Annotated in this window: 16 protein-coding genes; 6 read left to right on the top strand and 10 right to left on the bottom strand. The window is 54.3% G+C overall.

The window, feature by feature from the left end:
• Positions 1-30: 30 nt before the first annotated feature.
• The 4 genes from yidC to rpmH are packed head-to-tail and all read right to left on the bottom strand — an operon-like array spanning position 31 to position 2,607.
• Positions 31-1,752: a membrane protein insertase YidC gene (gene yidC / locus FFI61_RS12620; RefSeq protein ID WP_200370830.1), complete on the bottom strand. Its 1,722-nt coding sequence runs from the start codon at positions 1,750-1,752 to the stop codon at positions 31-33.
• Between the two features lie 4 nt (positions 1,753-1,756).
• Positions 1,757-2,050: a membrane protein insertion efficiency factor YidD gene (gene yidD, locus FFI61_RS12615; protein ID WP_200201609.1), complete on the bottom strand. Its 294-nt coding sequence runs from the start codon at positions 2,048-2,050 to the stop codon at positions 1,757-1,759.
• Entirely contained in the window at positions 2,050-2,457 is a 408-nt protein-coding gene (gene rnpA, locus FFI61_RS12610) for a ribonuclease P protein component (protein WP_200201608.1), read from the bottom strand. Before rnpA ends, yidD begins: the two co-directional genes overlap by 1 nt.
• A 15-nt stretch (positions 2,458-2,472) precedes the next feature.
• A complete protein-coding gene (gene rpmH, locus FFI61_RS12605) occupies positions 2,473-2,607 on the bottom strand; it encodes a 50S ribosomal protein L34 (protein ID WP_008172542.1) in 135 nt (44 codons plus the stop codon).
• A gap of 680 nt (positions 2,608-3,287) precedes the next feature.
• Between rpmH and dnaA the strand changes: the two genes are divergently transcribed.
• The 5 genes from dnaA (at position 3,288) to gyrB (ending at position 10,965) form a co-directional block, all read left to right on the top strand.
• Positions 3,288-4,754, top strand: coding sequence for a chromosomal replication initiator protein DnaA (gene dnaA / locus FFI61_RS12600; protein WP_200201607.1), 1,467 nt, complete (start codon positions 3,288-3,290; stop codon positions 4,752-4,754).
• A 74-nt stretch (positions 4,755-4,828) separates the two neighbouring features.
• Entirely contained in the window at positions 4,829-5,932 is a 1,104-nt protein-coding gene (gene dnaN / locus FFI61_RS12595; RefSeq protein ID WP_200201606.1) for a DNA polymerase III subunit beta, read from the top strand.
• Positions 5,933-5,942: 10 nt separating this feature from the next.
• Positions 5,943-7,214 (top strand): ABC1 kinase family protein, encoded by a 1,272-nt coding sequence (locus FFI61_RS12590; protein ID WP_200370829.1) that lies wholly within the window; start codon positions 5,943-5,945, stop codon positions 7,212-7,214.
• Between the two features lie 124 nt (positions 7,215-7,338).
• Complete coding sequence (recF, locus tag FFI61_RS12585; RefSeq protein ID WP_200370827.1) at positions 7,339-8,472, top strand: DNA replication/repair protein RecF; 1,134 nt, start codon at positions 7,339-7,341, stop codon at positions 8,470-8,472.
• A gap of 78 nt (positions 8,473-8,550) precedes the next feature.
• Entirely contained in the window at positions 8,551-10,965 is a 2,415-nt protein-coding gene (gene gyrB / locus FFI61_RS12580) for a DNA topoisomerase (ATP-hydrolyzing) subunit B (protein WP_200201603.1), read from the top strand.
• 110 nt (positions 10,966-11,075) lie between these two features.
• On the opposite strand, the gene FFI61_RS12575 is transcribed toward gyrB, so the two are convergent.
• From FFI61_RS12575 to FFI61_RS12565, 3 genes are all read right to left on the bottom strand, one after another.
• A complete protein-coding gene (locus FFI61_RS12575) occupies positions 11,076-11,810 on the bottom strand; it encodes a VC0807 family protein (RefSeq protein ID WP_200370826.1) in 735 nt (244 codons plus the stop codon).
• A 107-nt stretch (positions 11,811-11,917) separates the two neighbouring features.
• A complete protein-coding gene (gabT, locus tag FFI61_RS12570) occupies positions 11,918-13,195 on the bottom strand; it encodes a 4-aminobutyrate--2-oxoglutarate transaminase (protein ID WP_200370825.1) in 1,278 nt (425 codons plus the stop codon).
• Positions 13,196-13,288: 93 nt separating this feature from the next.
• A complete protein-coding gene (locus FFI61_RS12565) occupies positions 13,289-15,025 on the bottom strand; it encodes an ABC transporter transmembrane domain-containing protein (RefSeq protein WP_200370938.1) in 1,737 nt (578 codons plus the stop codon).
• Between the two features lie 108 nt (positions 15,026-15,133).
• Between FFI61_RS12565 and FFI61_RS12560 the strand changes: the two genes are divergently transcribed.
• On the top strand, positions 15,134-16,936 hold the full coding sequence (locus tag FFI61_RS12560) for an ABCB family ABC transporter ATP-binding protein/permease (RefSeq protein ID WP_200370820.1): 1,803 nt from the start codon (positions 15,134-15,136) through the stop codon (positions 16,934-16,936).
• 185 nt (positions 16,937-17,121) lie between these two features.
• On the opposite strand, the gene recD is transcribed toward FFI61_RS12560, so the two are convergent.
• Genes recD through recC form a run of 3 tightly spaced genes read right to left on the bottom strand, consistent with a single transcriptional unit; the run spans position 17,122 to position 26,710 of the window.
• Positions 17,122-19,368 (bottom strand): exodeoxyribonuclease V subunit alpha, encoded by a 2,247-nt coding sequence (recD, locus tag FFI61_RS12555; RefSeq protein ID WP_200370818.1) that lies wholly within the window; start codon positions 19,366-19,368, stop codon positions 17,122-17,124.
• On the bottom strand, positions 19,365-23,096 hold the full coding sequence (recB, locus tag FFI61_RS12550) for an exodeoxyribonuclease V subunit beta (RefSeq protein ID WP_200370817.1): 3,732 nt from the start codon (positions 23,094-23,096) through the stop codon (positions 19,365-19,367). Before recB ends, recD begins: the two co-directional genes overlap by 4 nt.
• Positions 23,093-26,710, bottom strand: coding sequence for an exodeoxyribonuclease V subunit gamma (gene recC, locus FFI61_RS12545; RefSeq protein ID WP_200370816.1), 3,618 nt, complete (start codon positions 26,708-26,710; stop codon positions 23,093-23,095). The genes recB and recC overlap by 4 nt, the downstream gene beginning before the upstream one ends.
• Positions 26,711-26,794 lie beyond the last annotated feature (84 nt).

Here is a 26,794-nt window from a genome sequence, read left to right as displayed (position 1 = left end):
CCTCTACTTAACAATCAAACGGTCACAGGATCAGTGCTTTTTTGTGGCCATTTCTGCTTCGATTTTGCGAGTAATGTACCACTGCTGGCTGATCGAAAGAATGTTGTTTACCAACCAGTAGAGTACCAGACCTGCCGGGAACCACAGGAAGAAGATGGTAAATACTACTGGCATCAGCTTCATGATCTTCGCCTGCATGGGATCGGGAGGCGTCGGGTTCAGGCTCATCTGCAACATCATGCTGGCGCCCATAAGGATCGGCAGAATGAAGTAAGGGTCCATTACCGAAAGGTCGTGGATCCAGAGCATAAATGGCGCATGGCGCAGTTGTACGCTTTCGAACAGTACCCAGTACAGGGAGATAAACACTGGCATCTGCACCAGAATTGGCAGGCAGCCACCCAGCGGATTGATCTTTTCTTTCTTGTACAGCGCCATCATTTCCTGAGACATGCGCTGGCGATCATCGCCGTACAGTTCTTTCAGACGGGTAAGCTGTGGAGCAACTGCCCGCATACGCCCCATTGAACGATAGCTGGTTGCTGATAGTTTGAAGAACACAGCTTTAACCAGAACGGTCAGCAAAATAATGGATACACCCCAGTTTCCTACCCAGCTGTGAAACCATTCCATGATGATGAACAGCGGCAAGGAGATGAAGAACAGCCAACCGAAATCGACAGTACGGTCGAGGCTGGGCGCAACGGCTTCAAGGCGATCGATAATCTTCGGCCCTACATAGGCACTGGCGCCAATTTCTGTTGTTTCACCAGGTGCGACTGTTGTTGCCGGGTATACAAAACCCATTACATGCAGGGGACCACGGCGAGTGGTCTGGAATTGTGCGGGTTGGTCCCGATCAGGGACCCAGGCAGCAAGGAAGTAGTGCTGCAAAAATGCCATCCAGCCGTTAGTGACTGTTTCGTTAATGCGCTTGTCTTCCAGATCACCAAAGTCATATTTTTCGTAAGGGTCTTCAGGTGAACTGGTCACCAGTCCCAGAAACGCCTTGATACCCATGCTGGGGCCAGATGTAGGATCTGGTGACTGGTCACGAACAATCTTGCCGGTAAAGTTACCCTGCCAGTTCTCACTGGAACGGTTATCAATCAGATAACGAACGCGAATCTCATAGCTGTCACGGGCGAACTGATAGCGCTTGGTGATTTGAACACCGTTATCCATCGTGTGAACGAGATTAACGGTCAGTTCGTTTTCGCCTTCCGCAAGTTCATAGCTAGTGGCATCTGTGGTGTATACGGGAGCTTGTCCGTTCTTGGCACTATCCGGGCCATTTTGGCCAATCAAACCGCTTTCAAGCACATAAAAACGGTTTTCAGTGTTGTTGAGAAGCGTGAGAGGTTCTTCACTATTCAGCGACTTGTTATAGCTAAGTAGAGAGCTTTTGACGAGGTTGCCACTAACACGATCAACAACCAGATCCAGTACATCGGTGCGGATTGTGATGTATTGATCACTTACGCTTACACCGGAAGAAGCAGGACTGGATACGGATTGGCCAGTTTCCGGTGTTGTAAATTCTTCGTTTGCACGATTTGCGGTTGTGCTCCCCTGGGAGACCTCGCCTGGAAGTACCATGGCATCAGCCGAACTGTTATCGGACTGGATACGCCCGGATTCTGCAACCTGCTCAGTAGGAACCGGCTGGTGATAATCTTTGTTCCAGGCAAGTACCATCAGATAACTGACAATAGCCAGGCCGGCAAATAATACGATGCGTTGAATATCCATAGAGTTACTGTCTGGTCTGGGTTGTTATTGGGGAATGGTCAGCCCGAGGGCAACAGGAGGTCGTTTCTTCTGGAGCAGAGTTTACAGTGCCAGGTACTGGATCGTAACCGCCTTCGGCCCAAGGGTGGCATCTCAGCAGGCGTTTAACTGACAGATAGAGACCTTTCAGTGAACCGTGATGAGAAATAGCTTCCACAGCATATTGTGAGCAGGTTGGATAATGGCGGCAATGGCTGGCCATTAGCGGGCTGATGGCATACTGGTAGAAGCGGATGGGAAAAAGAAGCAACTTTCGCATTAACCTGTTCCCTCACCGGCAGAAGTGGTTTCTGCTGGCCGAGATGGCGGTAGCTGATAGTATTTTTTCGATAACCGATGCCAGAGACCATCGAGAGAAGCACGGACGGCGTGATTGTCCATTGCTGCTAGCCCTTGGCGTCCAAGAACGATGATATCCATTCCGGGAAGTTCAGGCTGGTTACGAAAGGTTTCCCGTACCTGGCGCTTGATCCGGTTTCGCTGAACAGACAGTTTCAGGTTCTTTTTCGCAAATACAAGACCGATCCTGGCATGTCCGAGATTATTCGGAGTAGCCAGGATCAGAAAATTCCTGTGCGGAACCTTCAGCTGTACGTCGTTGAAGACTTTGCCGTAATCAGCTGGCCGTAGCAGGCGATGTGATTTCGGAAAATTCAAAGCCTTCATGAGGCGAACGACAGATTACGCAGACAGACGTGCACGGCCTTTGGCACGACGACGGGAAATTACCTTGCGGCCGTTGGCAGTTGCCATACGGGCACGGAATCCGTGAACGCGCTTACGCTTCAGTACGCTTGGTTGAAACGTTCTTTTCATGGTGACTATCTCACAATTCGTGTGTTGGACATTCAGGAAATGGCTTAAAAAATTAATAGCCAAAACAGGAGCGGCATTCTATGCAAATTCTGCTGAGGGTTCAATGTTTATTGGTAGGGGCTTATGCCGATGCCGGATTGTATGTTCGGGGAGGTTGGAAAACAAACCAGCCACCTGGAGGTGATCAGCAGAATAATAGTAGTTATAGGTCTTTTTAATATTCTTTAAAGAATTCTATTATTACTGTTATTACAGGGGCTGTTTTCTGTGGAGAACTGAAATTATACTAATAAAATCATATAATTGGATCATTGATAAAGGATCGTAAAAGTGGCCCTAAGCCCTGTGGATGAGTTCATAACGGATTGTGGACAAGTAGGGATGAGGGAAGAGGTTTGAGTTATCCACCGAAAGACAAGGTGATTGTGCACAGAGCTGAGGATCGGTTGTGCACACAGGGTTGTGCGTAACTATTCAGTCAGGAATTTTCTGTACACAAGGTTGTACACAAGTCTGTAAAATATTGATAAATCGGTAGATAAATTTCCACAGGGTGTTCATGAAGAGCCTTTTGCTCTTTCACTGAAGGGTCTGGCGGGTTAGAATCCGTGGTCATCTTTCGGGATCGGACAGTTGTTGTCAGGTCCGAGAAAATTATGGGTTATCGGGAGCTGGCTGTCGTGCCGAACAGACTGTGGCATCAATGTCTTGAAGTACTCCGGGATGAGTTTCCCGCACAACAGTTCAATACCTGGCTCAGGCCTCTTCAGTCTGATCATCGGGAAGGGCAACTGATGTTGTTTGCCCCTAACCGTTTTGTGATGGACTGGGTCCATGAGAAGTACCTCCGTCGTATAGAAGAAGTGCTGAAGGATTTAAACGGTGGCCAGGCTCCACGAGTAGGAATGAAAGTAGGCTCAGCTCCCCGGGAAAGTGAGCCGGTTGTGCGCTCCGAACTGGTTAAGCAAGATACCGGCAAGCGGATTCAGGAAGAGTCCGGTGGCAGGGTGACTGAAGAAGAAAAGGTTGTTGCAGCAACTTCAGGCGGTAACCGGCAAGCACAGCTTAATGAGTACACATCCAACGGTGGGCGCAGGCCGGTTCAGGTAGAGGGTGATATCAAGCACCAGAGCTTTCTGAACGAGGGCTTTACGTTTGACACTTTTGTAGAGGGCAAGTCGAACCAACTCGCACGAGCCGCCTCCATGCAGGTTGCCGAGAACCCCGGTGGTGCATACAACCCGCTGTTCTTATATGGCGGTGTGGGTTTGGGTAAGACCCACCTTATGCACGCAATCGGGAACGACATTGTTCGCCGCAACCCTAACGCAAAGGTTGCTTACTTGCGGTCTGAGCGATTTGTTGCCGATATGGTCAAGGCATTGCAGCTGAACGCCATCAATGAATTCAAGCGGTATTACCGGTCAGTCGATGCCTTGCTGATTGATGATATCCAGTTTTTTGCCCGTAAAGAGCGCTCACAAGAAGAGTTCTTTCATACCTTTAATGCGTTGCTGGAAGGTGGGCAGCAGGTCATCGTAACCTGTGACCGGTTTCCGAAAGAAATCGTGGATATGGAAGAGCGTCTAAAGTCCCGCTTTGGCTGGGGGCTTACAGTGATGGTTGAGCCCCCTGAGCTGGAAACGCGGGTTGCGATTCTGATGAAAAAGGCTGAGCAAACCAATGTTAAATTAAGCAGCGAAGCCGCTTTTTTTATCGCCCAGAAAATACGATCAAACGTGCGAGAGCTCGAAGGCGCGCTTCGTTTGGTGATAGCGAATGCTCACTTCACCGGCTCGGAAATTACGCCGCCGTTTATTCGGGAAAGCCTGAAAGACTTGCTTGCCCTGCATGAGAAGCAAGTAAGCATAGATAACATTCAGCGTACGGTGGCTGAGTACTATAAAATCAAAGTTGCGGATCTTCATTCCAAGCGGCGCACTCGTGTGATAACCCGGCCCCGCCAAGTCGCCATGGCGTTGTCCAAAGAGCTGACGAATCACAGCTTGCCGGAAATTGGCGATGCGTTTGGTGGTCGAGATCACACCACCGTTTTGCATGCGTGCAAGAAAATTGTGGAGCTTCAGGAAACAGATCCTGGTATCCGCGAGGACTATCAGAACTTTATGAGATTGCTGACCACCTGACTTCTGTGCAGAAGATGTGTGAAGCCTCAAGCAAAAATTACATTCATCCTTCCAACAATAGAAAGCTGAGTGACATGAAACTGACGATCAGCCGTGAATCCCTGCTCATACCTTTGCAAAGCATTGCCGGTGTTGTTGAAAAAAAGCAGACCATGCCGGTACTGTCCAACGTATTGCTGGTAGCCGAAGACAACACCCTGGTTCTGACCGGGACAAATATGGAAGTTGAGCTGGTCGGCCGGGTAACACCTGTCCATGTTGACCATCCAGGGCGTATCACCGTCCCTGCCCGCAAGCTTTCAGATATCTGCCGGTCTCTAGGAGACGAAGCGCCAATCGAGCTTGTGCTTGAAGGCGATCGTTTGCATGTACGATGTGGTGCAAGTCATTTTACCCTGTCTACCCTGCCTGCTGAGCATTTTCCCAATGTGGAAGATGAGCCTGAGAGTTTCCGGCTGGAGCTGCCGCAGAAAGAACTGAGGCGTATGTTCGACGCAACTGCCTTCGCTATGGCCCAGCAGGATGTGCGTTACTATCTCAACGGTTTATTGCTTGAAGTAGATAAGGACCACGTGCGCACGGTTGCTACCGATGGTCACCGGTTGGCTATGGCCCACGTTCAGTTGAACACCGGTTGTGCCGAACCTCGGCAGGTAATTGTGCCTCGTAAAGGCGTGCTTGAGTTGTCGCGCCTGCTGGATGATGTAGAAACACCCGTTACTCTGGTTATTGGTGATAACCATCTGCGAGCTACGGTTGGGTCGTACACGTTTACCTCCAAGCTGATTGAAGGCAAGTTCCCGGACTATAACCGGGTAATTCCCCGCGGCGGTGACAAGATTGTCCTGGCAGATCGTGGCACGCTTAAAAACACCCTTCAGCGCGCCGGAATATTGTCCCATGAGAATATTCGCGGTGTTCGGCTGAACCTGGCCACAAACGAATTGCAGGTGTTTGCAAACAATCCGGATCAGGAACAGGCCGAAGACGCGCTGCCAGTGGATTATCAGGGCGAATCACTACAGATCGGTTTTAATGTAGGCTACCTGATAGATGTAATGAATGCGCTGGATGATGAGCAGGTAAAGATCACCCTGTCGAATCCCAACAGCAGTGCATTGATCGAATCGCAAACTGATAACCGCTGCCTTTATGTGGTTATGCCGATGAGGCTATAGGAGATAAGAAATGGGCACCGTAACGAACGGAATCAAAGGCGTATTCAGAATAGGGCAAACACTTTCTGTACTCGGCCGAACCGGTGTCAATTGGGTCAGGGGGGAGCGCCCCCCTGCTCCGCGTATGCTGCGCCAGACTTTCGAATCACTGGGCGCAACCTACATTAAACTCGGGCAGTTCATCGCCAGTTCACCGACCTTCTTCCCGAAAGAGTATGTGGAGGAATTTCAGTACTGTCTTGATCGTACGCCTAATTTGCCGTTCGGTGTTATAAAAGGAATTATCAGTAAAGAGCTGAATCGGCCGATTGATCAAGTGTTCTCCGAGATTGATCCGGTAGCTCTGGCCTCCGCCTCCATTGCCCAGGTGCATGCGGCGCGCCTGGTGACCGGCGAAGACGTGGTCATCAAAGTCCAAAAGCCAGGTGTTGAAAATATCCTGCTGACCGACCTGAACTTCCTGTACCTATCGGCACGTATCCTGGAAACCCTCGCACCCAAGCTCTCCTGGACGTCTCTCTCAGGTATCGTTGAAGAAATTCAACGCACTATGATGGAGGAGTGTGACTTCATTAAAGAGGCGAACAACCTCAAGGTTTTCCGGAAGTTCCTTCATGATACCCATAATGAAGATGCAACAGTCCCAGCGGTATATGAGCATGCTAGTACTCGCCGGATCCTGACGATGGAGCGGTTCCACGGTGTACCCTTAACGGACCTGGAAAGCATCCGCGGTTATGCAAAGGATCCGGAACGAACGCTGATCACGGCCATGAACACCTGGTTTGCCAGCCTTACGAAGTGCGAGTTTTTCCATGCGGATGTCCACGCAGGCAATTTGATGGTGTTGAAGGATGGGCGCGTAGGGTTTATTGATTTTGGTATTGTTGGACGTATTCGCCCAGACACCTGGGAAGCGGTCAGTGATTTTATATCGGCAGTGATGGTTGGGAATTTCGAGGGCATGGCAGATGCCATGATCCGTATCGGGATTACCAAGCATACCGTGAAGGTACACGATCTTGCTGCAGATTTGCGCAAACTTTACCAGCAAATGGATAAAATGGTGCCCGATCATGTCCCTTATCAGGCGGACCAGGCTGAGGACGACGTGAATAGCATCCTTATGGATATGGTGAAGGTCGGTGAAAGCCACGGCCTGCACTTTCCGAGGGAGTTCGCTCTGCTTCTGAAACAATTCCTGTATTTTGATCGATACGTACATATTCTCGCGCCGGAAATGGATGTGTTTATGGACGACCGCCTGAATATGCTTCACTGAAGGCAGTCGCCTTCGCAAGCCTGGTTTTGTACACTAAGGCAGCAATTCGTGTGATTCGCGAGTTGCTGCCTTTTTTCGTGGATTCGTTCCATTCCTCTTGCTGCCGCGACGAGCTTTGCTTCCTATGGCGCTGGTTAAACTTCATACCGAGTTTTTTCGCAACCTGTCTTCTACTGAACCTGTTTCCTTCTCACCGTCTTTCAACTTTCTTCACGGTGCGAACGGTAGTGGCAAAACCAGCGTGCTCGAAGCAATTGGTTATCTGGGTTTGGGCCGATCCTTCCGGGTGAGTAGACATCAGGCAGTTGTGCAGCATGGCCAGCAGCGTTTCACCGTGTTTGGTGGCCTGGACCATGGGTTTGACAGCCATCGTAATAATCCTGGTGAAGGGGCTCTTGCCCATCGCCTGGGGATCTCCCGGGATGTTGCGCAAAAAGAAACGACGTTGCGGGTCGACGGAGAAAGTGTACGCAGCTTATCTTCGCTCGCGATGCATTTGCCAGTTTCGGTAATCGATCCGGGCGTGTTTGACATTGTCGCGGGAGGTCCCGGAAAACGTCGGCAATTTCTCGATTGGGCAGTGTTCCACGTGGAACCTTCTTTCGCTTCAAGCTGGCAACAGTGCCAGAGAGTCACATCACAGCGGAATCAAACGCTGAGAAATGGTAGACTAGACGAATCCATGTTGCGTATCTGGGATACCCAGTACGTGGCACTGAGCGAACGAATAAGCGATGCCCGAAAGACCGCCTTTGATCAGTTCAAAAGGGCGTTCGACAGCCTGGTTCACGAAGTGGATGTGAGTTGGACAGACGGGCTGAAACTTGAATTCTACCCTGGATGGGACACGAGTCAGTCTCTGGCTGATGTGTTGGTACGTCACAGGGAGCAGGAAGCCCGCATGGGGCATACCCTTTATGGGCCAAACCGTGCAGACATCCGCATCAGGTTTCAGGGACGACCGGTGGCGGAAACCTTTTCTCGCGGCCAGCAAAAGACCCTCGTCATTCTGATGAAGATTGCCCAGAGCATGGTGTTAAACGATCTTGGAAAGCAGGTAAGCTTCTTGGTTGACGATATTAACGCCGAGCTGGATGAGAGCCATAGAACCATGCTGGCTCGGAAGTTACAGCAGTTACGTTGCCAGGTATTTATTACCGCCATTGAACATCCTGATCCGGAGTCGTTGTGGCAGAATAACCAAATACCTGATTACCGAATGTTCCACGTGGAACATGGCAAATTGAAGGAAGAATAAAACCGGCCTACCGACCTTTTAGTCGCACAAAATGCTGCTTCAGGATTGCGCCGGCCCTTAAGCTTCAGGAGTTTCCTAATGAGTGAATCGAGCTACAGTTCCGCCAATATCAAAGTCCTGAAGGGGCTGGATGCGGTACGAAAACGGCCAGGGATGTATATTGGCGATACCGATGATGGAACCGGCCTGCATCATATGGTCTTTGAACTGGTGGATAACTCCATCGATGAAGCTTTGGCAGGACACTGCTCCGAGATAGGCATCATTATTCACCCGGATGAGTCGGTAAGCGTTCAGGATAATGGCCGGGGAATTCCTGTGGATATCCACGAGGAAGAAGGCGTATCCGCTGCCGAAGTTATCATGACGGTGCTGCATGCCGGGGGTAAGTTTGATGATAATTCCTACAAGGTTTCTGGTGGCCTTCATGGTGTAGGCGTTTCGGTTGTAAATGCGTTGTCCTCTACCCTCACCCTGACTATCCGTCGCGATGGCAAGGTGTATGAACAGGTGTACACACACGGTGTGCCCGTTGCGCCCCTGGCACCTGTTGGCGATACGGAAGCTTCTGGTACCCGGGTACATTTCATACCGTCTCCGGAAACCTTTTCTACTATTGAGTTCCACTACGAAATTCTGGCAAAACGCATCAGGGAACTGGCGTTTCTGAACAGTGGCGTTCGCATTCGTCTGACGGATGAGCGCAGTGGAAAGGAAGAAATTTTTGAGTACGAAGGCGGATTGAGAGCGTTTGTTGAGCATCTCAATACCAATAAAACGCCTATAAACCGGGTTTTCCATTTTACCCGGGAACGGGAAGACGGCATCGTGGTTGAAGTTGCCATGCAATGGAATGATGCCTTCCAGGAAAACATCTACTGCTTCACTAACAATATTCCCCAGCGGGATGGTGGTACTCACCTGGCAGGTTTCCGTTCAGCACTTACCCGCTCCCTGAACAACTACATTGAACAGGAAGGTCTGGGTAAAAAGGCAAAGGTAAGCACCTCCGGTGACGACGCCCGCGAAGGTCTGACGGCTATCATCAGTGTGAAAGTTCCTGATCCCAAGTTCTCTTCGCAAACAAAAGACAAACTGGTTTCTTCGGAAGTAAAAACGGCCGTTGAGCAGGAGCTCTACCAGAGCTTTGCCGAATACCTGCAAGAGCAGCCTAACGAAGCCAAACTGATCGTTAACAAGATGATTGAAGCAGCGCGTGCCCGTGAAGCAGCGCGTAAAGCTCGGGACATGACCCGTCGCAAAGGTGCTCTGGATATCGCCGGCCTACCCGGCAAGCTGGCAGACTGCCAGGAGAAAGACCCCGCTCTATCCGAACTGTTCATAGTGGAGGGTGACTCGGCCGGCGGTAGCGCCAAACAGGGCCGAGACCGCAAAACCCAGGCTATCCTGCCGCTGAAAGGTAAGATCCTGAACGTGGAGAAAGCACGTTTTGACAAGATGCTGTCCTCTGCCGAAGTGGGTACTCTCATTACGGCTTTGGGGTGTGGCATTGGTCGGGAAGAGTTCAACCCTGACAAGCTTCGCTATCACTCCATCATTATCATGACGGACGCCGATGTGGATGGTTCTCACATCCGCACGCTGCTACTCACGTTCCTGTTCCGCCAAATGCGCGAAATTATCGAACGTGGCCACGTATTTATTGCTATGCCTCCCTTATATAAGGTCAAGCGTGGCAAGCAGGAGCAGTACCTGAAGGATGAGAAGGCAATGGAAGCCTACCTCACCCAGACATCTCTGGAAGGTGCACAACTGTATGTGAACCCGGAAGCGCCACCTATCAAGGACTCTGCCCTTGAGACCATGGTGAAGGATTATCAGGCGGTTATGGCGATGATTGAGCGCCTGTCCCGCGCGTATCCTGCGATGGTGCTGGAGCAAATGCTGCACAACGATACTCTGAAAGCAGAGGATCTGAAGGATGAGCAAGCAGTAGCTGCTTGGGCAAGTCGTCTGGGTGATGGTCTGGAATTGGACACCCGCACCGGAACCAAATTTACCTTCTCCGTCAAAAAGGATTCTGAGCGGGGCCTGTTCCTGCCCATGGTAACCATTCATGTACACGGTATTCCTACGGAGTACGTGTTTAACCATGACTTCTTCGACTCACCGTCCTACGCTTCAATTGCACGCCTTGGCGAGACCCTGAATGGCCTTGTTGAAGACGGAGCCTACATACAGCGTGGTGAGCGTAAGCAGGCTGTGTTGTCGTTTGAGGGCGCACTGAATTGGTTGATGAAGGAAGCGCAGCGTGGCCTGACCATTCAGCGCTATAAGGGTTTGGGTGAGATGAACCCGGATCAGCTCTGGGAAACCACCATGGACCCCGATAGCCGCCGCATGATGAAAGTGAAGATTGATGATGCTGTTGCAGCAGACCAGATCTTTACAACATTGATGGGTGATGATGTAGAGCCCCGTCGTGACTTTATCCAGGCTCACGCTTTGGAAGTGCACAACCTCGACATTTAATGGGGTTTTAAGCAGGTACAAAAAAGCGGCCCACTGTGGCCGCTTTTTTTATACCTGAAAACCGGGTGCCTCACTGGATTACTGCATTATCTTCCGTCATACGAAGCTGATTACCTGGCTTTTTCCTTCTCCGCCAAATGAGGCGCCATGACTTCTTCCAGGGTGTAGCCCGTAAGCCTGCGGATGGTTCTCCAAAGATAATAGAAAATGAGCATCATCATCACCATAGAGGGGATGGCAATCATCGGATAGCTCACCAGAGTCATCCTTCCAAGCTCTTCATTGAACGCTTGGGTACCGGACGGGCTGACGACAATCCAGCGGGCGAGAACGTAGTTCATGATGGAAGAAAACAGAAAGGTGCCGGCAAAAAAGTAGCTGGCATTGAGCAGGCGCCCTTCGAACTCTTCTACCTGGTCCTTTTCTTCCAGGGTCTTCTGAATTTTATCGACATCGAGCACATTGGGATTGTAGAGGAGCGTGCGAACCAGGGGGTATTTCGTGCGTGTTGAGGTAAGCACCGCTAGACCAATGATTGCGGGAATAGCTGCTTCCTTTATGGCGAGCCAGCCGGCATCCAGTTCCAGCAAGCCGATACCACCTGTTAGACCCACGCTTACCAGGCCCAGCAAGGCTATAAAGTTCTTTTTGTTGTAACGAATCAGCTCGAAAAGGCCCCACCCTAGTGGAAAGGCCAGGCCCAGGATCAGGGCGTTGACACTGCCAAGATGCTGGTCGCCACTGAACTTCATCAAGATAACGGATGGAATGATAATGCTGACCAGAAGATCGACCCAAGGTCTGGGTTTGTGGTCGGGCACGGCGGTAGTATTTGGTGCGGTCATGGCTCTGCCTGATTAGTGAAACTGCTCGGGCCAGTATACGACGAACGCCATAAAAAAACCGAACCCGGAGGTTCGGCTTGCTTCACAAATGGATCAAACAAAAGGTATCAAGCGCCGACTTCTTTCAGGCACTCTTCAACGATCGCCAAGCCTTCTTCAAGGATACTGTCCTCGATCGTTACCGGCATGAGGAAGCGCAGGGTATTCCCAAACATGCCACAGCTAAGAAGGATCAGTCCCTTCTCTTGGGCTTTCTTGGTAATTGCTGCAGCCATTTCGGGCATTGGTTTACGGCTTTCCTTGCTTTCAACCATTTCGAATGCGGCCATGGGCCCCAGCCCACGTACGTTGTCCACATGGGTAAACTGCTCCTGCCACTGGGTAAAGCGCTGATTCAGCTTTTCGCCAAGGCGTATGCTCTTGCCCAGGATATCCTCTTCCTTGAATACCTCGAATACAGCAAGGGCAGCCGCACAGGCAGTCGGGCTGCCGGTATAGGTGCCGCCCAACGAGTTGGGCCCGGACGAGTCCATGACTTTGTCGGTACCAACAATTGCTGAGATTGGCATACCGTCAGCCATACTTTTCGCCATGGTAATGATGTCAGCTTCAACACCACTGTGCTCAAGCGCAAACATCTTGCCGGTACGGCCAAAGCCACTCTGAACTTCGTCCACAATCAGCAGGATGCCGTTATCGTCACAAATTTTCCGTAGTGCTTTAAGAAAGCTGGTGGGTGCTGCGTAAAAGCCACCCTCGCCCAGTACCGGTTCGAGCACGATGGCAGCAGTCTGGTTTGCCGGAGAGTCGGCTTTCATAGTCATCTGCAGGCCACGCAGTGCTTCTTCCTCTGTAACCCCGTGATACGGAACAGGATAAGGTGCGCGGAATACGCTTCCTGGCATGGGGCCAAAGTCGGTCTGGTAAGGTGCTGCCTTGCCATTCATTGCCATGGTCATAAAGGTGCGGCCGTGATAACCGCCGTTGAAGCAGATGACGTTGGTGCGACCAGTGGCCGCTCGGGCAATCTTGAGGGCGTTTTCCAGTGCTTCCGCACCGGAGTTGGCCAGCATTACTTTGGCATGGCCTTTAACCGGAGTGACTTCGCTCAGCTTCTGCGCCAGGCGCACATAGCCCTCATAGGGCATAACCGTTTGGCAGGTATGCATCAGCTTATCGAGTTGGGCTTTGATCGCTGCCACTACTTTCGGGTGGCGGTGGCCGATGTTGAGAACACCAATACCACCGGCAAAATCGATCATACGTTTGCCGTCAGCGTCCCACAGTTCTGCGTTGGTTGCGTGGTCAGCAAATTGCTTATTTGGGCTCGCAACGCCTGCTGCAACATAGCGTTCTTTGAGTGCCTGAAGTTCTTTGTTGCTCACTTTGCCATTCTCCCTGTGTCTCTGATAGTAACAATCTCGTTCCTCAGTGTAGGGAGTAGAACGGAATGACACAAACTGACAGCAAGGAATAAATTAATCCACCGGTTGCTCCCGGAACTGCAAATCGGCCAGACGCCGGTAAAGTTCATTCCCTTGCATCAACTCATCATGGGTGCCGACGGCTAGAAGGCGCCCCTGTTCCAGTACGGCAATACGGTCAGCATCACGCACGGTGGCAAGCCTGTGGGCAATCACCAGGGTAGTTCTTCCGGATGTCAGGGCCGGCATGGCTTGCTGAATCAGGCTCTCGCTCTCAGCATCAAGCGCGCTCGTCGCTTCATCAAGCAGCAGTATTGGGGCATCAGCAAGCAGCGCACGGGCAATAGCCAGCCGTTGCTTTTGGCCACCAGATAGCCCTAGCCCTGCATCGCCCAGTTGCGTGCTGTAGCCTTCAGGCAGCTTCTCGATGAATTCATGGGCGTGGGCAATGCGTGCAGCCTTTTCAACGTCCGCCTGGCTGGCATCCGGGCGTGCGTAGCGGATGTTGTCGGCCACGGTGCCATGGAACAGTGCGGGGTTCTGGGGTACCAGCGAAAAGCAGCTGCGTAGCGCTTCAAGGGAAACTGTGGCGCTGTCTGTTCCGTCAATGTGAATGGTACCGCTGTCGGGCTGATAGAAGTGCAACAGCAGATCAAACAAGGTGGACTTTCCTGCACCGGAAGGCCCAACCAGCGCCAGGGTTTCACCGGCACGAACGTGCAGACAGATATCGGTCAGTGCCGGGTGTTCGCTCCGGCCGGGGTAGCTGAAATTAAGGCCCTCGATGGAAATTTCGCCGGTAATGGCCCCGGGGAACTCGTTTGCTTGTTCTGCCGGCCGGATGAATGCCGGTTTTGTCTGGAGCAGTTCAAACAACCGTGCAGCGGAGCCAGCAGCCCGTTGCAGCTCACCAATGACTTCGCTGATTGCGCCTGCCGCTACGCCCACCAACAAACTGTAAAACAGAAATGCGGCCAACTCTCCCGGGGTAATGCGGCCGTGGATAACATCCAGACCGCCAATCCAGATGACAACACCGACAGCGCCCATCACCAGAGAAATGGCCAAGGTGGTTAACCAGGCACGCTGTTTTATGCGGGCGCGGGCGATGTCGAAAGCCCGTTCGGAAACTTCAGAAAAAAACTGTTGGTCATGGGGTTGGTGGTTGAAGGCCTGAACGGTTTTGATCTGCGTGAGGTTTTCACCCACGTAGCTGCCCACATCTGCAACTCTGTCCTGACTTAGCCGCGACAACTGCCGAACGCGTCGACCGAAAAACAGGATAGGCGCGATAATCAGAGGAAACCCCAGCAGGATAATCCCGGCCAGCTTGGCATTGGTGATGAACAGCAAAACCAGGCCGCCCACCAGCATGAGAGCATTGCGCAGGGCAATGGAGACGGTTGAGCCGATGACCGATTGCAGCACTGTGGTGTCGGCGGTAAATCGTGACTGTATTTCCAGAGCACGGTTCTGCTCAAAAAACCCCGGGTGCAGATCAATAAGATGATTGAACACCTGCTTGCGGATATCGGCCACCACGCGCTCGCCAATCCAGGACACCAGATAGAAGCGTGCGAAAGAACCAAAGGCGAGCCCCAACACCAAGATAAAGAACAGCCCAACGGCGCGGGCAAGGTTGGCCGGGGATTCCGTAGCCAGGCCTTGATCCACCAGAATCTTGAGGCCCTGCCCCAAACCGAGCGTGATACCTGCAGTAATGACCAGTGCCACCAAAGCGCCGGCAACCGCTTTGCGATAGGGAAGAATAAAGCCGATTATCAGTTTCAGGGCCTGCCGATGACGTGTGTTAATGATGTGACTCCTGAAGTTGAGGTGCAGTAATATTCACAAGCCCTATCATACGCTTGTCCTCTCCGTAAAAATGAAGGAAGTCCCTTGCGCGCTTATGCTGACAGTGATTACCCCGCTAACCACAAACCTGACTGGAAAGTGATCGCCGGGCTCTGGCCCTATCTTGCCGAATTCCGTGGGCGAGTAGCCTTGTCTGTTGCCTTCCTGATACTGGCAAAACTGGCGACGGTCGCAACGCCTGTGGCCTTGAAATACATTGTGGATTATCTGGACCAGGGCCGCGAGGCTGAGCTGTTACTATGGATTCCCGTGGTGCTGGTGGTTGCCTACGGAACCTTGAGGTTTAGCAGCACGCTGTTCGGTGAGCTGCGGGATGCTGTGTTTGCGCGGGTCGCCGAGCGCGCCATGCGGCGGGTATCGCTACGGGTGTTCCGCCATCTGCACGACCGCGAACTGGCGTTCCATCTCGATCGCAAAACCGGAGGGCTGGCCCGGGACATAGAGCGAGGCACTACGGGTATCAGCTTCCTGCTACGTTTTACCCTGTTCAATATAGTGCCCACCCTGCTGGAAATCCTGATGGTGGCGGGCATTTTGTTTGTGGCGTTTAACGCCAGCTATGTGTTTGCCATCCTCATCGCAGTAGTGGTGTATGTGGTTTTCTCTATCAGAGTCACGGAGTGGCGAACCAAGTTCGTTCGTGAGGCCAACGCCCGGGATAATCAGTCCAACTCCCGTGCCATCGACAGCCTGCTCAACTACGAAACCGTTAAATACTTTAATAACGAAAAATTCGAAGCCGAGCTTTACGACGAGAATCTGGAAGGCTGGGAGAAAGCACGCCTGAAAAACCGCCTGTCTCTGGCGGCTCTCAACTCCGGCCAGGCACTGATCATTGGTTTGGCCATGATAACCATGATGGTGATGGCCGTGAGAGAAGTGGCCAGTGGGGTTATTACCCTTGGTGATTTCACCATGATCAACGCCTACCTGCTCCAACTGTTTATTCCGCTGAATGCCTTGGGTTTTGTCTATCGAGAAATTCGTCAGTCTTTGGTAAATGTGGAGCGGCTGTTTGGCTTGCTCGGCGAGGCACCGGCCATTGAAAATGCCCCAGGGGCTCCCGCGCTCACAGTTGATAAAGGCGAGGTAGGCTTTCATCACGTGCATTTTGCCTACCGTTCAGATCGACAGATTCTGCAGGATGTGAACTTCACTATACCAGCCGGACACACACTGGCAGTTGTGGGCGCCAGCGGAGCAGGTAAATCCACCCTCGCCCGCCTGCTGTTCCGATTCTTTGACGTGGATAAGGGCAGCATCACCATTGATGGCCAGGACATTCGCGAGGTTAGCCAGGACAGCCTGCGCTCAGCAATCGGAGTGGTTCCGCAAGACACCGTTCTGTTCAACGACACCCTGTACAGTAACCTCGCATACGGCAGGCCGGAGGCTACCGAAGCGGAGGTACACCATGCTGCAAAGCAGGCGCGCCTGGAAGACTTCATCCGCAGCCTGCCAGAAGGATACGACACCAAAGTGGGCGAGCGCGGCCTGAAACTCTCCGGCGGTGAGAAACAGCGCGTTGCCATTGCCCGCGTGCTGTTGAAAAACCCACCGTTGCTGATTCTCGACGAAGCCACCTCATCACTGGATTCCATCTCCGAACAGGCAATCCTGGATGCCCTCAACGAAGTCAGCCGTCAGCGCACTACGCTGGTCATCGCCCACCGCCTTTCCACAGTGCGTGATGCCGATACCATTCTCGTAATGGATCATGGCCAGATTGTGGAGAGCGGAGGGCACAGCGAGTTGCTGGCACAGAATGGCTACTACGCCAGATTGTGGCTGCAACAACAGCACAGTGAGGATGATAATCCCACGTGAGACTGATTTTCCCTGGGATCAGATTTGGTGCAAGCCAGCCTCTGGAAGCGACCTACGAAAAACGCCCGTAAATACGTCCCTGTAGGGCTCCGTCGCGCCATCCCTGGCGCTCCAGGTTTTCGTAGGTCGCTTCCGGAGGCTCGCCCGAACAAATGTGTTACATCATGATTTTTCGAAACAGGAAATCACCGAGACAAAACCGAAGCCAACCCCGAAGCCCGAACCACCCGCTGCTCCACACTTTCCGAGAACACGCTGGCATCACCGGTTATCAGGCTGAACCAATTTCTTGCACGGGTGATGCCGGTATACACCAACTCCCGCGTGAGCACGGGGCTTAGGCGGTCGGGAAGCACCAGGCAGGTGTGATTGAATTCTGAGCCCTGGGATTTGTGAACCGTCATGGCGTACACGGTTTCCAGTTGCTGCAGTCGGCTGGGTGATATCCAGCGGATATCGCCGCTGCCATCGCTGCTTGGAAAGGCCACGCGCAATACTGGCTGAGGTTGTGCGTCATTGTTCTGATCGTCGGTGCCCCAGGGCAGGCTGAAGGTAATGCCTACATCGCCGTTCATCAGGCCCAAGTTGTAATCGTTGCCGGTAATCAGCACCGGACGCCCGGCGTACCAACCTTCGGCGCGGGGAATGAGCCTTTGTTTGAGCAGGTGGTCGGCGATCAGCTCGTTGAGCCCTTCCACGCCCCAAGGGCCGCGGCGCAGGGCGCAGAGCACCTGGAAATCGCTGAAGGCCTGTAATACCGATCTTGCCAGTTCATCCCACTTCGCAGTTGTGCTGTTGCTGTCCAGGCAGTGATCCTGCATTAGCGACAAGTAGTGACGATAGCCTACTGGTGGTGGCAGGGGCTGGCTGTTGCCATCGATTCGCCCTTCCCCGTTATTGTGGAAAGCTTCTGGGCTACCACTGACCGCATGGCGGCAGATGAGCACCTGAGCGTCTTCCAGAGAGGGTTTGTTGGTACCGCCATTCAGCCACACCACATCCTCAAAACCGGCGCTGCGGGCCTGCTGAAGCATGCTGTCGTTCAAGGTGTTGGTGTTGACCGCTTCGGCCAGTTGGCGAATGCCACTGCCTTCGGCAAAGCGGTAACTCTTGCGCAACATGGCCACGGCCTGATCCAGCGGCTGGCCTTCAGAGTTTTGTAGGCTTGCCGGGATGTCGGTGCCGGTTATGGCTTTCAGCCACTGCACAGTTTCTGGCAGATAGTGTCCGTCTGGCGCGCGCTGGCACAATTCACCCAACACAGCGCCGGCGTCTACCGAGGCCAGTTGGTCTTTATCGCCCAGCAGAATGAGTTGGGCGTTAGCGGGCAGGGCGTCGAACACCGACGCCATCATGTCCAGATCCACCATGGAGGCTTCATCAATCACCAGAATGTCCACCAGCAGCGGGTTGTCGCGGTTGTGGCGGAATTTGCGGGTGTCCGGGCGACTACCTAACAGTCTATGGAGCGTGGTTACTTTGGTGGGAATGTCCGCCAGAGAGACCTGCCCCGGTAACTGCGCCAGGGGCAGACGGCTGACGGCACCGCCGATGGATTCGTTGAGCCGGGCCGCGGCTTTGCCTGTGGGTGCTGCCAGGCGAATACGGTATTTGCGCCCCTCGCGCTCGGCAGATTCACCTGCGACGGACTGCAGGGCGGCCAGTAAATTTACTACTGTGGTGGTTTTTCCGGTGCCGGGGCCACCAGTAATAACAGCAAACCGATTACGGGCCGCCAGGGCACAGGCGAGCTTTTGATAGTCAACCGAATAGCCCGCAGAACCCTGTGGTTTGAACAGAACGTTCAAGGCATTGCTAAGTGTTTTTGCAGCCAGTGAAGACGGGTCAGTCAGGGTAGATGGCTGCGCCAGACGCTGCAGAATACCGGCGGCAATTTTCTGTTCGTAACGCCAGAATCGGCGCAAGTAGAGGCGAGTACCACTCAATACAAGGGGTGTGGTGTGTGAGCCATCACTTACCGCCAGCGCCATACCCAGAGCGTCCAGGCATTGTTCCGTGGATACGCGAGCCAGTACTTCTTCGGGGCCATTGAGGTTGCTATCCGCGTTTTCTTGCTCCTCCGTTGGGAGGGAGAGAGTACTGTTCGCATCAGCTATCAGGTCGGCCAGATCCACACATACATGGCCCCGGCCAACCTGATGGGATGTCAGTGCGGCGAGTAGCAAAACCAGCGGTTGCGGTGCTTCACCCTGCTCTTCTGAAAGATCCTGAATCACTCGGGCAAAGCGCACGTCCAGCGGGCGAATCCAGCCAGCTTGCTGCCAGCTATCCAGAAGCTCCAGAACATTTTCGGTTTGGTCTAAAGCAAGGCGAGTGTCCTTGCTGGGAGATGTTGGCGGTGTCTTAACCGCATCAATGGCTCCATCCAGATCAAAGGCAAATTGATTATCGGTATTCCGAGTTTTGCTCATGCCGCCACCTCCCCGGGGACTGCCTTGCCGTCGAACATGGCATCCAGTTGTTCAATCAACTCTCTGGGTGGTTTGTCGGTAAACGCCCCTGCCCCCGGCGCATTCACGCCGCGCAAAAACAGATACACCGCACCGCCTATGTGCTGGTCGTAGTCATAATCCGGCAGGCGGGCTTTCAGCAAGCGGTGCAAGGCCAGCAGATAAAGGATGTATTGCAGGTCGTAGCGCTTATCCAGAATCGCCTCGCCCATGGCCTGATCTGTGTAGGCGCTGTCGTTATCGCCAAGATAGTTGGATTTGTAGTCCAGCACGTAATATTGCCCGTTGTGTTCAAACACCAGATCAATAAAGCCTTTCAACATGCCGTTGAAGCGCCCGTCGTCCACTCGCGGTCGGTCCGCGCCGTTGAGGGTGTGTTGGGTCACCAGTTTGTCCATGGCCCGGGTGCTTACGTTACGGCTCTCAAACCAGAACTCCAGTTCCGGGCGCAGGGTGCCCAGGCTCGCCAGACTGACGCTTTCACCACCGCTGCGGTTCAACAGCAGTGGCTGGCGAATGAGCGCAAGTATCCAGTGTTCAAGCGTATCTACCCAATCAGTCCAGCCTCGCGTGCTGCAACGGCGGGTGAGCTGCTCACGCAAGTGTTCGGGGTTATCCACAATGTGTTGCAGGCCCTGTTGTACGCACCACTCCAGTAGATCGTGCAGAAAGGTTCCGGGGCCTGCGCCTTTCGGGAAGCTGTGCAGGCTGTGGCTGAGTGAAATGCTTGCGTCCTCATCCTCAGGGTTGTGGGCGCCCTCTTCCAGCAGGTTCTGGGTTTCGGCGTCTTCTACCTCACCGGCGAAGGCTATACCTGTGCCGGAAAGCCCGGTGTATTCCAGTGAGGAGTAGCTGGCAATCCACCAGTCTTCCCGGGCTTCGCGGGTTGAGATCAGCGCTGGCCCGAGTGCTGCGGGCGCTTCTTCTGCATAACGTAACCCGGTAGCTTCTGGCAGAGCCTCTGTACATAACTCTGTGTGGCCATCAACCAGATGCTTCAGCGCGTCACTCAGCGGGTGTTGCACAGCAGGCTCTCCACCCAGCAGATAACCCAGACCGCTGAGATGCCAGTTATCAATCTCGGCGACGCCGACCCAAGTAGCGAAACGGGCGCGAGTAAGGGCCACGTAGAGTTTGCGGATATCCTCGCCCAACCGCTCCTGATCTGCTCGGGCAACGTCTTCCGGTGTGGGGTCGAACACAGTGATCAGCTTTGCGTTGTCATCGTGATAACGAACAAAGGATTGTCTTTCACTTTGAGCGCGGAAGGCTGTGCCAAAGGGCAGGAACACCAAGGGGTATTCCAGACCTTTGGATTTGTGCACGGTAATCACCTTCACCAGGCCGGCATCGCTTTCGAGGCGCAGGGTGCGGTGTTCGTCTTCTTCGTCTGCCGCCCGCAGAATCTGGGTGTAGTGGTGTACCAGGGCGTGTTCGCCATCCAGTTGCAGGCTGTCTTGTTGCAAGAGTTCGGCAATGTGCAGAATGTCGGTGAGACGGCGTTCGCCTTCCGGGCGCTGTAGCAGACGGCCGGGTACATCAAAGTCCATCAGGAAGCTGCGCAGCATGGGCAGTACACCCTGGCTTTGCCATTGCCTCTGATAGCCCATAAAGCGATCAATCTCCCGCTCCAGCGCCATCTCGTCGGTCAACAGTTGGTCGAGATAGCGCCAGGGTAAGCCGAGCGTGGGCGTGGCCAGCGCCGCGCGGGCGTAGGCCAGTTGCCGCGGCTCGGCAAAAGCTTTGAGCCAGCACAGCACTTCTTTTGCCTCTTGCGAGGTAAGCACCGAATCCCGGTCAGACAGGTACACACTTTTAATGCGCCTTTGGCCCAGCGCATCTCGCACAGCAGCGGCTTCGTTGCGGTTATTCACCAGAATGGCTATGTCTTTGGGTTCAACCGGCTCCAGGTCGCCTTTGTTCTCTTCCAGAGCAAATCCTGCCAGCCCTTGTTGGCCAAGTGTCAGCAGTCGGGCGATTTCGCTGGCGCAGGTTTCGGCCATATCCGTTGTGGTGGCGCCTTTCGCGAGACCTTTACGATTGCCATTTTTGTCTACCTGATCGCTTTCCAGTGACCACAGGGTGAGGCTGGGCTGTACCTCGCCATTCACCGACCACAGGCGCTTGGTGCCGTTGGCGTCTACCCCCTGAAATGGCAGGGGTGAGGTATCGCCTTTGCCGAAGAGGAAGGCACCTTCCGGGCTGTTGAGGTCGCCATGTTCAAACACCCGGTTGACCGCTTTCACCATGGGCTTGGACGAACGGAAGTTGCGGCCCAGCGTCCAGGTGCGGTCTCGGGCACCGGTGCGGGCGTCCAGATAGGTGTAGATGTCGGCGCCGCGGAAGCCGTAAATGGCCTGCTTCGGATCGCCAATCATCAGCAGGCAGGTATCCGGGTGATTCTCTGCAACCCGGTAAATGCGGTTGAAGATGCGGTATTGCACAGGATCTGTGTCCTGGAACTCGTCGATCAGCGCCACCGGGAACTGGCGGCGAATGGTGGCCGCCAGTTGATCGCCACGGGAGCCATGCAGGGCATCGTCCAGCCGTGTGAGCAGGTCATCAAAACCCATTTCCGAGCGCTTTTGTTTTTCCGATTCCAGCCGCGCTGCAATCCAGCGGCTGGCGTGCCGAAGAATATCAGCCTCGGCGCTGGGCAGGCTCTGGCTGAACTCGATCAGCTCTGCAATGGCATCAAAAGCGGGATGATGGGGTACATCGCCCTCGCCTTTGAGTTTTGTCGGGAGTATGTCTGGTGTCTGGTTCTGGAAACCGGTCTTGTCCAGACCCTCCGGGTAGAGCTCATCGGAAGCGACCCAATCCAGCAGTTTGTCCCAAGCGGCAATCATCGGCTTCATGCTGCCACCGTGCAGGCGCTTGCTCTTGTTGAGCGCAATCAGCATGTCGGTGACTTCAGGCTTCCAGTCTGCCCAAGGGTATTCTTTCAAAGCCTGAGCCAGTTCCATGCGCTTTTGCACAGTGGCTTCGATGGCTTGCTTAACATCGTCGGTGGCAACTTCAAAGGAATCGGCATCGCCAAGCAGGTTATGCACAGAGGCGCGCAGGTTGTCCGGGGTTTTCCAGTGGCTCAGCACTTCGTCCATCAGTACCGGCGACAGCGGGTAGATAAAGGTTCGCCAGTAGTCCCGTGCGACTTCATCGAGCAACTCGCTCTGATCGGTTTCCAGAGAAAGGCGGAACAGGCTGCCACTGTCGAACGCATGCTCAGTCAGCATCCGGTTACACCAGGCGTGAATGGTGGACACCGCAGCTTCGTCCATCCATTCGGCGGCCAGCAGGAGTTTTTTGCGGCAGTCCGGCCAGGTTGCCGGGTCTGGGTAGCTGTCATCCCGGAGCTGATGGATCAGTGCGGTTTCCGGCGTGGGTTGGAGGCTTTCCCCGTTGCTGGAAAACACCTCGGCCGCTTGCGTGAGTCGGGTGCGGATACGATCACGCAGTTCCTTGGTGGCGGCGTCGGTGAAGGTGACCACCAGCAGGTTGGGCGGCAGCATGCCGGCAGCCAGCGGGCTGTCTTCGGGTTGTCCGTGGCCAAGCACAAAACGCACGTACAGAATGGCGATGGTGAAGGTTTTTCCGGTACCCGCGCTGGCCTCAATCAGGCTGCTGCCGTTCAGGGGCAGAGCGAGTGGGTCAAGGTTCGGGTTTTTCGTCACGGTGATAGCCGTCATAGCTTGCCCTCAATCTGACCGGCAGCGGATTTGTCCTGTTCGGCTTCCCAAAGAGGCACATAAAGCGCGTGCAACAAGGCTTCAAATTCGCCGCTTTCTATTAAGGCTTCAGCACTTTCGAAGGCGCCGCGCAGATAACCTGTGTCCCGCTCCAGGGCCGTGGTGTAAGCCTGTTGGGCATCGCTGATGGCGCGTTCGTGATCACCTAGGAACTTTTTGCTCTGGTAGAAGCTGTAAATCCAGGCAAAGCCGGCCTCACAATGCAGTGGCAAGGCGCGGGTGCTGGCATCTATCCAATGGGCCAGTATGGCGTCCAGATGCTTGGCGGCAGTTTCCTTGGGCAGAGGTGCAAAGCGGACTTTGCGACCTTCTTCCTTGCCCAGAATCAGGGTTTCAAAGGGTTGTGCTGTCAGTTGCCCCGCCAGATGAATCACCCAATCCCGCATCAGGTTGGCGTAGCGAAGCTTCTTGCTGCTACCGCTGCCGGTGAGCAGGCTGGAACCGGCGATAACCATGCGGCAGGCATTGCCTTCGTGGTTGCGGCGCAGGTTGTTAATCAAGTCCAGCACCTCTACCGATCCGGTGCTGTTGGCCAGCCTGTACTCAAACGGTATCGGCTCATTGATCGTCTCGGGCCACTCGGCCAGAGCGCTCTGATAGCGCTGGAACAGATCTGGCAAACGGCCGGAGAGGTCGCTACGCAATCTGTGTTCGGTGACGCCCATACCCAGGTCGCCACGTCGCGCCATGCGATCCAGCGTGCTTTCCAGGCGTTCGTGCAGGTCTTCTTCGTTACTGGCTTTCAGCAAGCCCTGCTCAATCAGTTCGGTGTCCAGACGCCAGCGGTCGAGACCGTTCAGATCAAAGTTTTCGTTATCCGTGTCGTCGTCTTCCACATCCTCGAAGCGCACCTGCAAGCGACGCTGGTAAAAGGTATCCACAGGCTTTTTCAGAAAGCCGGCCAGATCGTTGAGGGTGATGGGTTCCTCGGGCTGTTGATATGGCAGGGCGGTTTGCTGTTCACGCTGCTCTTCCGCTTCGTTGCCATGGGCACCGCGCCATTCGTGTTCATAGGTGAACAGGTTGCGGGCGGCCAACACCTCGGCGAGAGGCTTTGGTTGATTGCCCTCGCCCTCGCCCTCGCCTTCGCCTTCGCCCAGACCGTTGGCTTTGGGGAAATAGTCGCGGCTGAAGGGTTGCAGTGGGTGGCAGGTCGTCAGTGCTTTGGTTACGGCAACGTCTGGCTGGCCAGCCACCTGCCACAGGCTGTTCAGGTGATCCTGCAGTTGGCCTACAAGCACAGATGGCGGGCGTTCCGAGTCGTCCTTGATGCTGCGCCCTACCCAACTGATATAAAGCTGTTCGCGAGCGGAGAGCATGGCTTCGAGAAACAGGTACCGGTCGTCTTCCCGGCGGGAGCGGTCGCCCGGGCGGTAATCCTGAGCCATCAGATCAAAATCCACCGGTGGCCGTGAGCGGGGGTAGTCGCCGTCGTTCATGCCCAGCAGGCACACCTTGCGAAAGGGAATCGCTCGCATGGGCATGAGTGTGGCGAAATTTACCTTGCCAGCCAGGAAACGCTGGTTCAGACCGCCTTCGTCCAGGCCTTCCAGCAATACGTCCTTCACTATATTCAGCGGTAACGATTGCTCGTCCAGCCCTGCGGCATGCGTGTCTTCCAGCCACTGTTCCAGTTGCCGACGAAAGCGGTTCAGCAGCAACAGGTCATGCCCTTCCACCTTGTGGAAAAACTGCTCCAGCATGGACGAGAAGAGTTCTTCCCATTGCTGAGGTGCACGGCTTGCCTGCAGTTCTTGCCACAGGGTTTCCAGACGATACACAAACTCGCCAAGACGCCCTGCCAGGCTGGCTTGCAGCCCGCCGATTTCCCCGTAGGGCTGAACTCCTGCCCAGGGTTCATCGTCACCCATGCCGTATCCCAGCAGCATGGAGCGCAGGCCAGCCTGCCAGGTGTTGCGATCCAGACCGGCAGGCAGTTCAAGGCTTTCCCGGTGGGCACCGTGCAGACCCCAGCGAATGTTGGCGCCTTCAACCCAGCGCCGGGCCAAGGGGATTTCCTCTTCGGCAATTTCAAAGCGATCGCGAATTCCTGGCACTTCCAGCAAGCTGATGATCTCACTCACCCCGAAACGGCTGCGGGGTAGAGACATGAGCGTTTCCAGGGCAATCAGTACCGGCTCGTGGTGGCGTTGGCCCTGATCGGAAATGGTGAAGGGAATGTGGCGCTTGAGGCCTGATGTGTAGCGACCAAACACCGCTTGGATATGGGGCGCGTAGATGTTGATGTCCGGCACCATCACCATCACATCCCGGGGCCGCAGCGTGGCATCTGCATTGAAGGCAGCCAGCAGCTGATCGTGCAGAATCTCCACTTCCCTTTGCGGGCTATGGGCATCGTGGAAGGCGATGGAGTGGTCGTGGGCCAGATCGAGTTGGCGCTGTTCGTCCCGGATTTCCTGAAGCGGCGTCAGGTTGTAGATGTCGTTCTGGAGCTGATGCAGCAAACATGGCGCCTGCGCAGAGCCATGCTCGGAGAAGATATCGATCTTCTGATCCGGGGTCTGGAAACTGGCGCGGTACTCGTCGGGATTGTCGAATTCATCCAGCAAACGAATGTAATCCCGGCCCTGTTTACCCCAGGCGGCCAGCAGCGGATTGGCGTGCTGGTGCAGCTGGTCAGCATCTTCAATCTTCGACAGAGTTTGGTGAACCTTGCCCCGCTTGCGCTCCGCTTTCAGTAGCTCGCGGTCGCTGACAATATCCGCCCAGTAGAACTGCGACGGGTTGTGTACGCACAGCACCACCTGGCTGAAACGACTAAGCACGTAGAGAGCTTCCAGTGCCTGACGCGGCAGCGAGGATACCCCGAATACCACAATGCGTTTGGGCAAGCGGCTTGGGTGAGCGGGCGCAGTGATACGCTGGCCTTCGGTCATAAACCGCGTGTGAATCTGCGAACGGCTGGTGTGGGCTTCAGCGCCTGTATCTTCCACCAGCTTACGCCAGAGCATCGGCTGCCAAAGAGTGTCTTCCTCAACCGGCTTTTCTTCGCTGCGGGCAGTGATCACCACATTCCGACCCTGCTCCCAGGCGGCCAGCCAATCGGCACGGAACACCTGATACTGGTCGAACAAATCCGCTACCTTCTCGGCCAACTGGAATGCTCGTAAATCCGGATCACTGCCTTCCAGAAAGCGCGCCAGCGGATTAAACACTTCATCGGTATGAACCAGTTCAGGCAGTAGCCGGTACAGCCGCCACACCAATCGACGTTTATCAAAGGGAGATTGCTCCGGCACTTCGCCATCCGGCAGCACAGCTCGATAGGCCTGCCAGATAAATCGTGCCGGGAACAGAAAATCCATACCAGCAGCGATTCCGAGCCCACCTTCACTGCCATCTTCCGAACGCTTCTCCGCCAGTGCCAGCTTCAACCACTGGGCAATACCATTACTCTGCACCAGAAAGGTCTCGCTCTGTAGCGGCGGCAGCGGGTTCTGCTGGCAGATAAACACCACAGCCCGGCGCAGGTCTTCCAGATGATTGGCGTGAACGGCGTGAAAGCCGGGGGTGATGGCAGAATGTTCGGGCATGCTTTTCCTTATCGGATTATGGTATCAACCGTGATCAGGGCATTGTGCTGGCGCTAACTAGTAAAGAGTACCGCAACTGGTATA

The sequence above is a fragment of the Marinobacter sp. DY40_1A1 genome, assembly GCF_016597815.1.
GTDB lineage: Bacteria > Pseudomonadota > Gammaproteobacteria > Pseudomonadales > Oleiphilaceae > Marinobacter > Marinobacter xiaoshiensis.
This window is presented reverse-complemented; position numbering and strand designations above follow the sequence as displayed.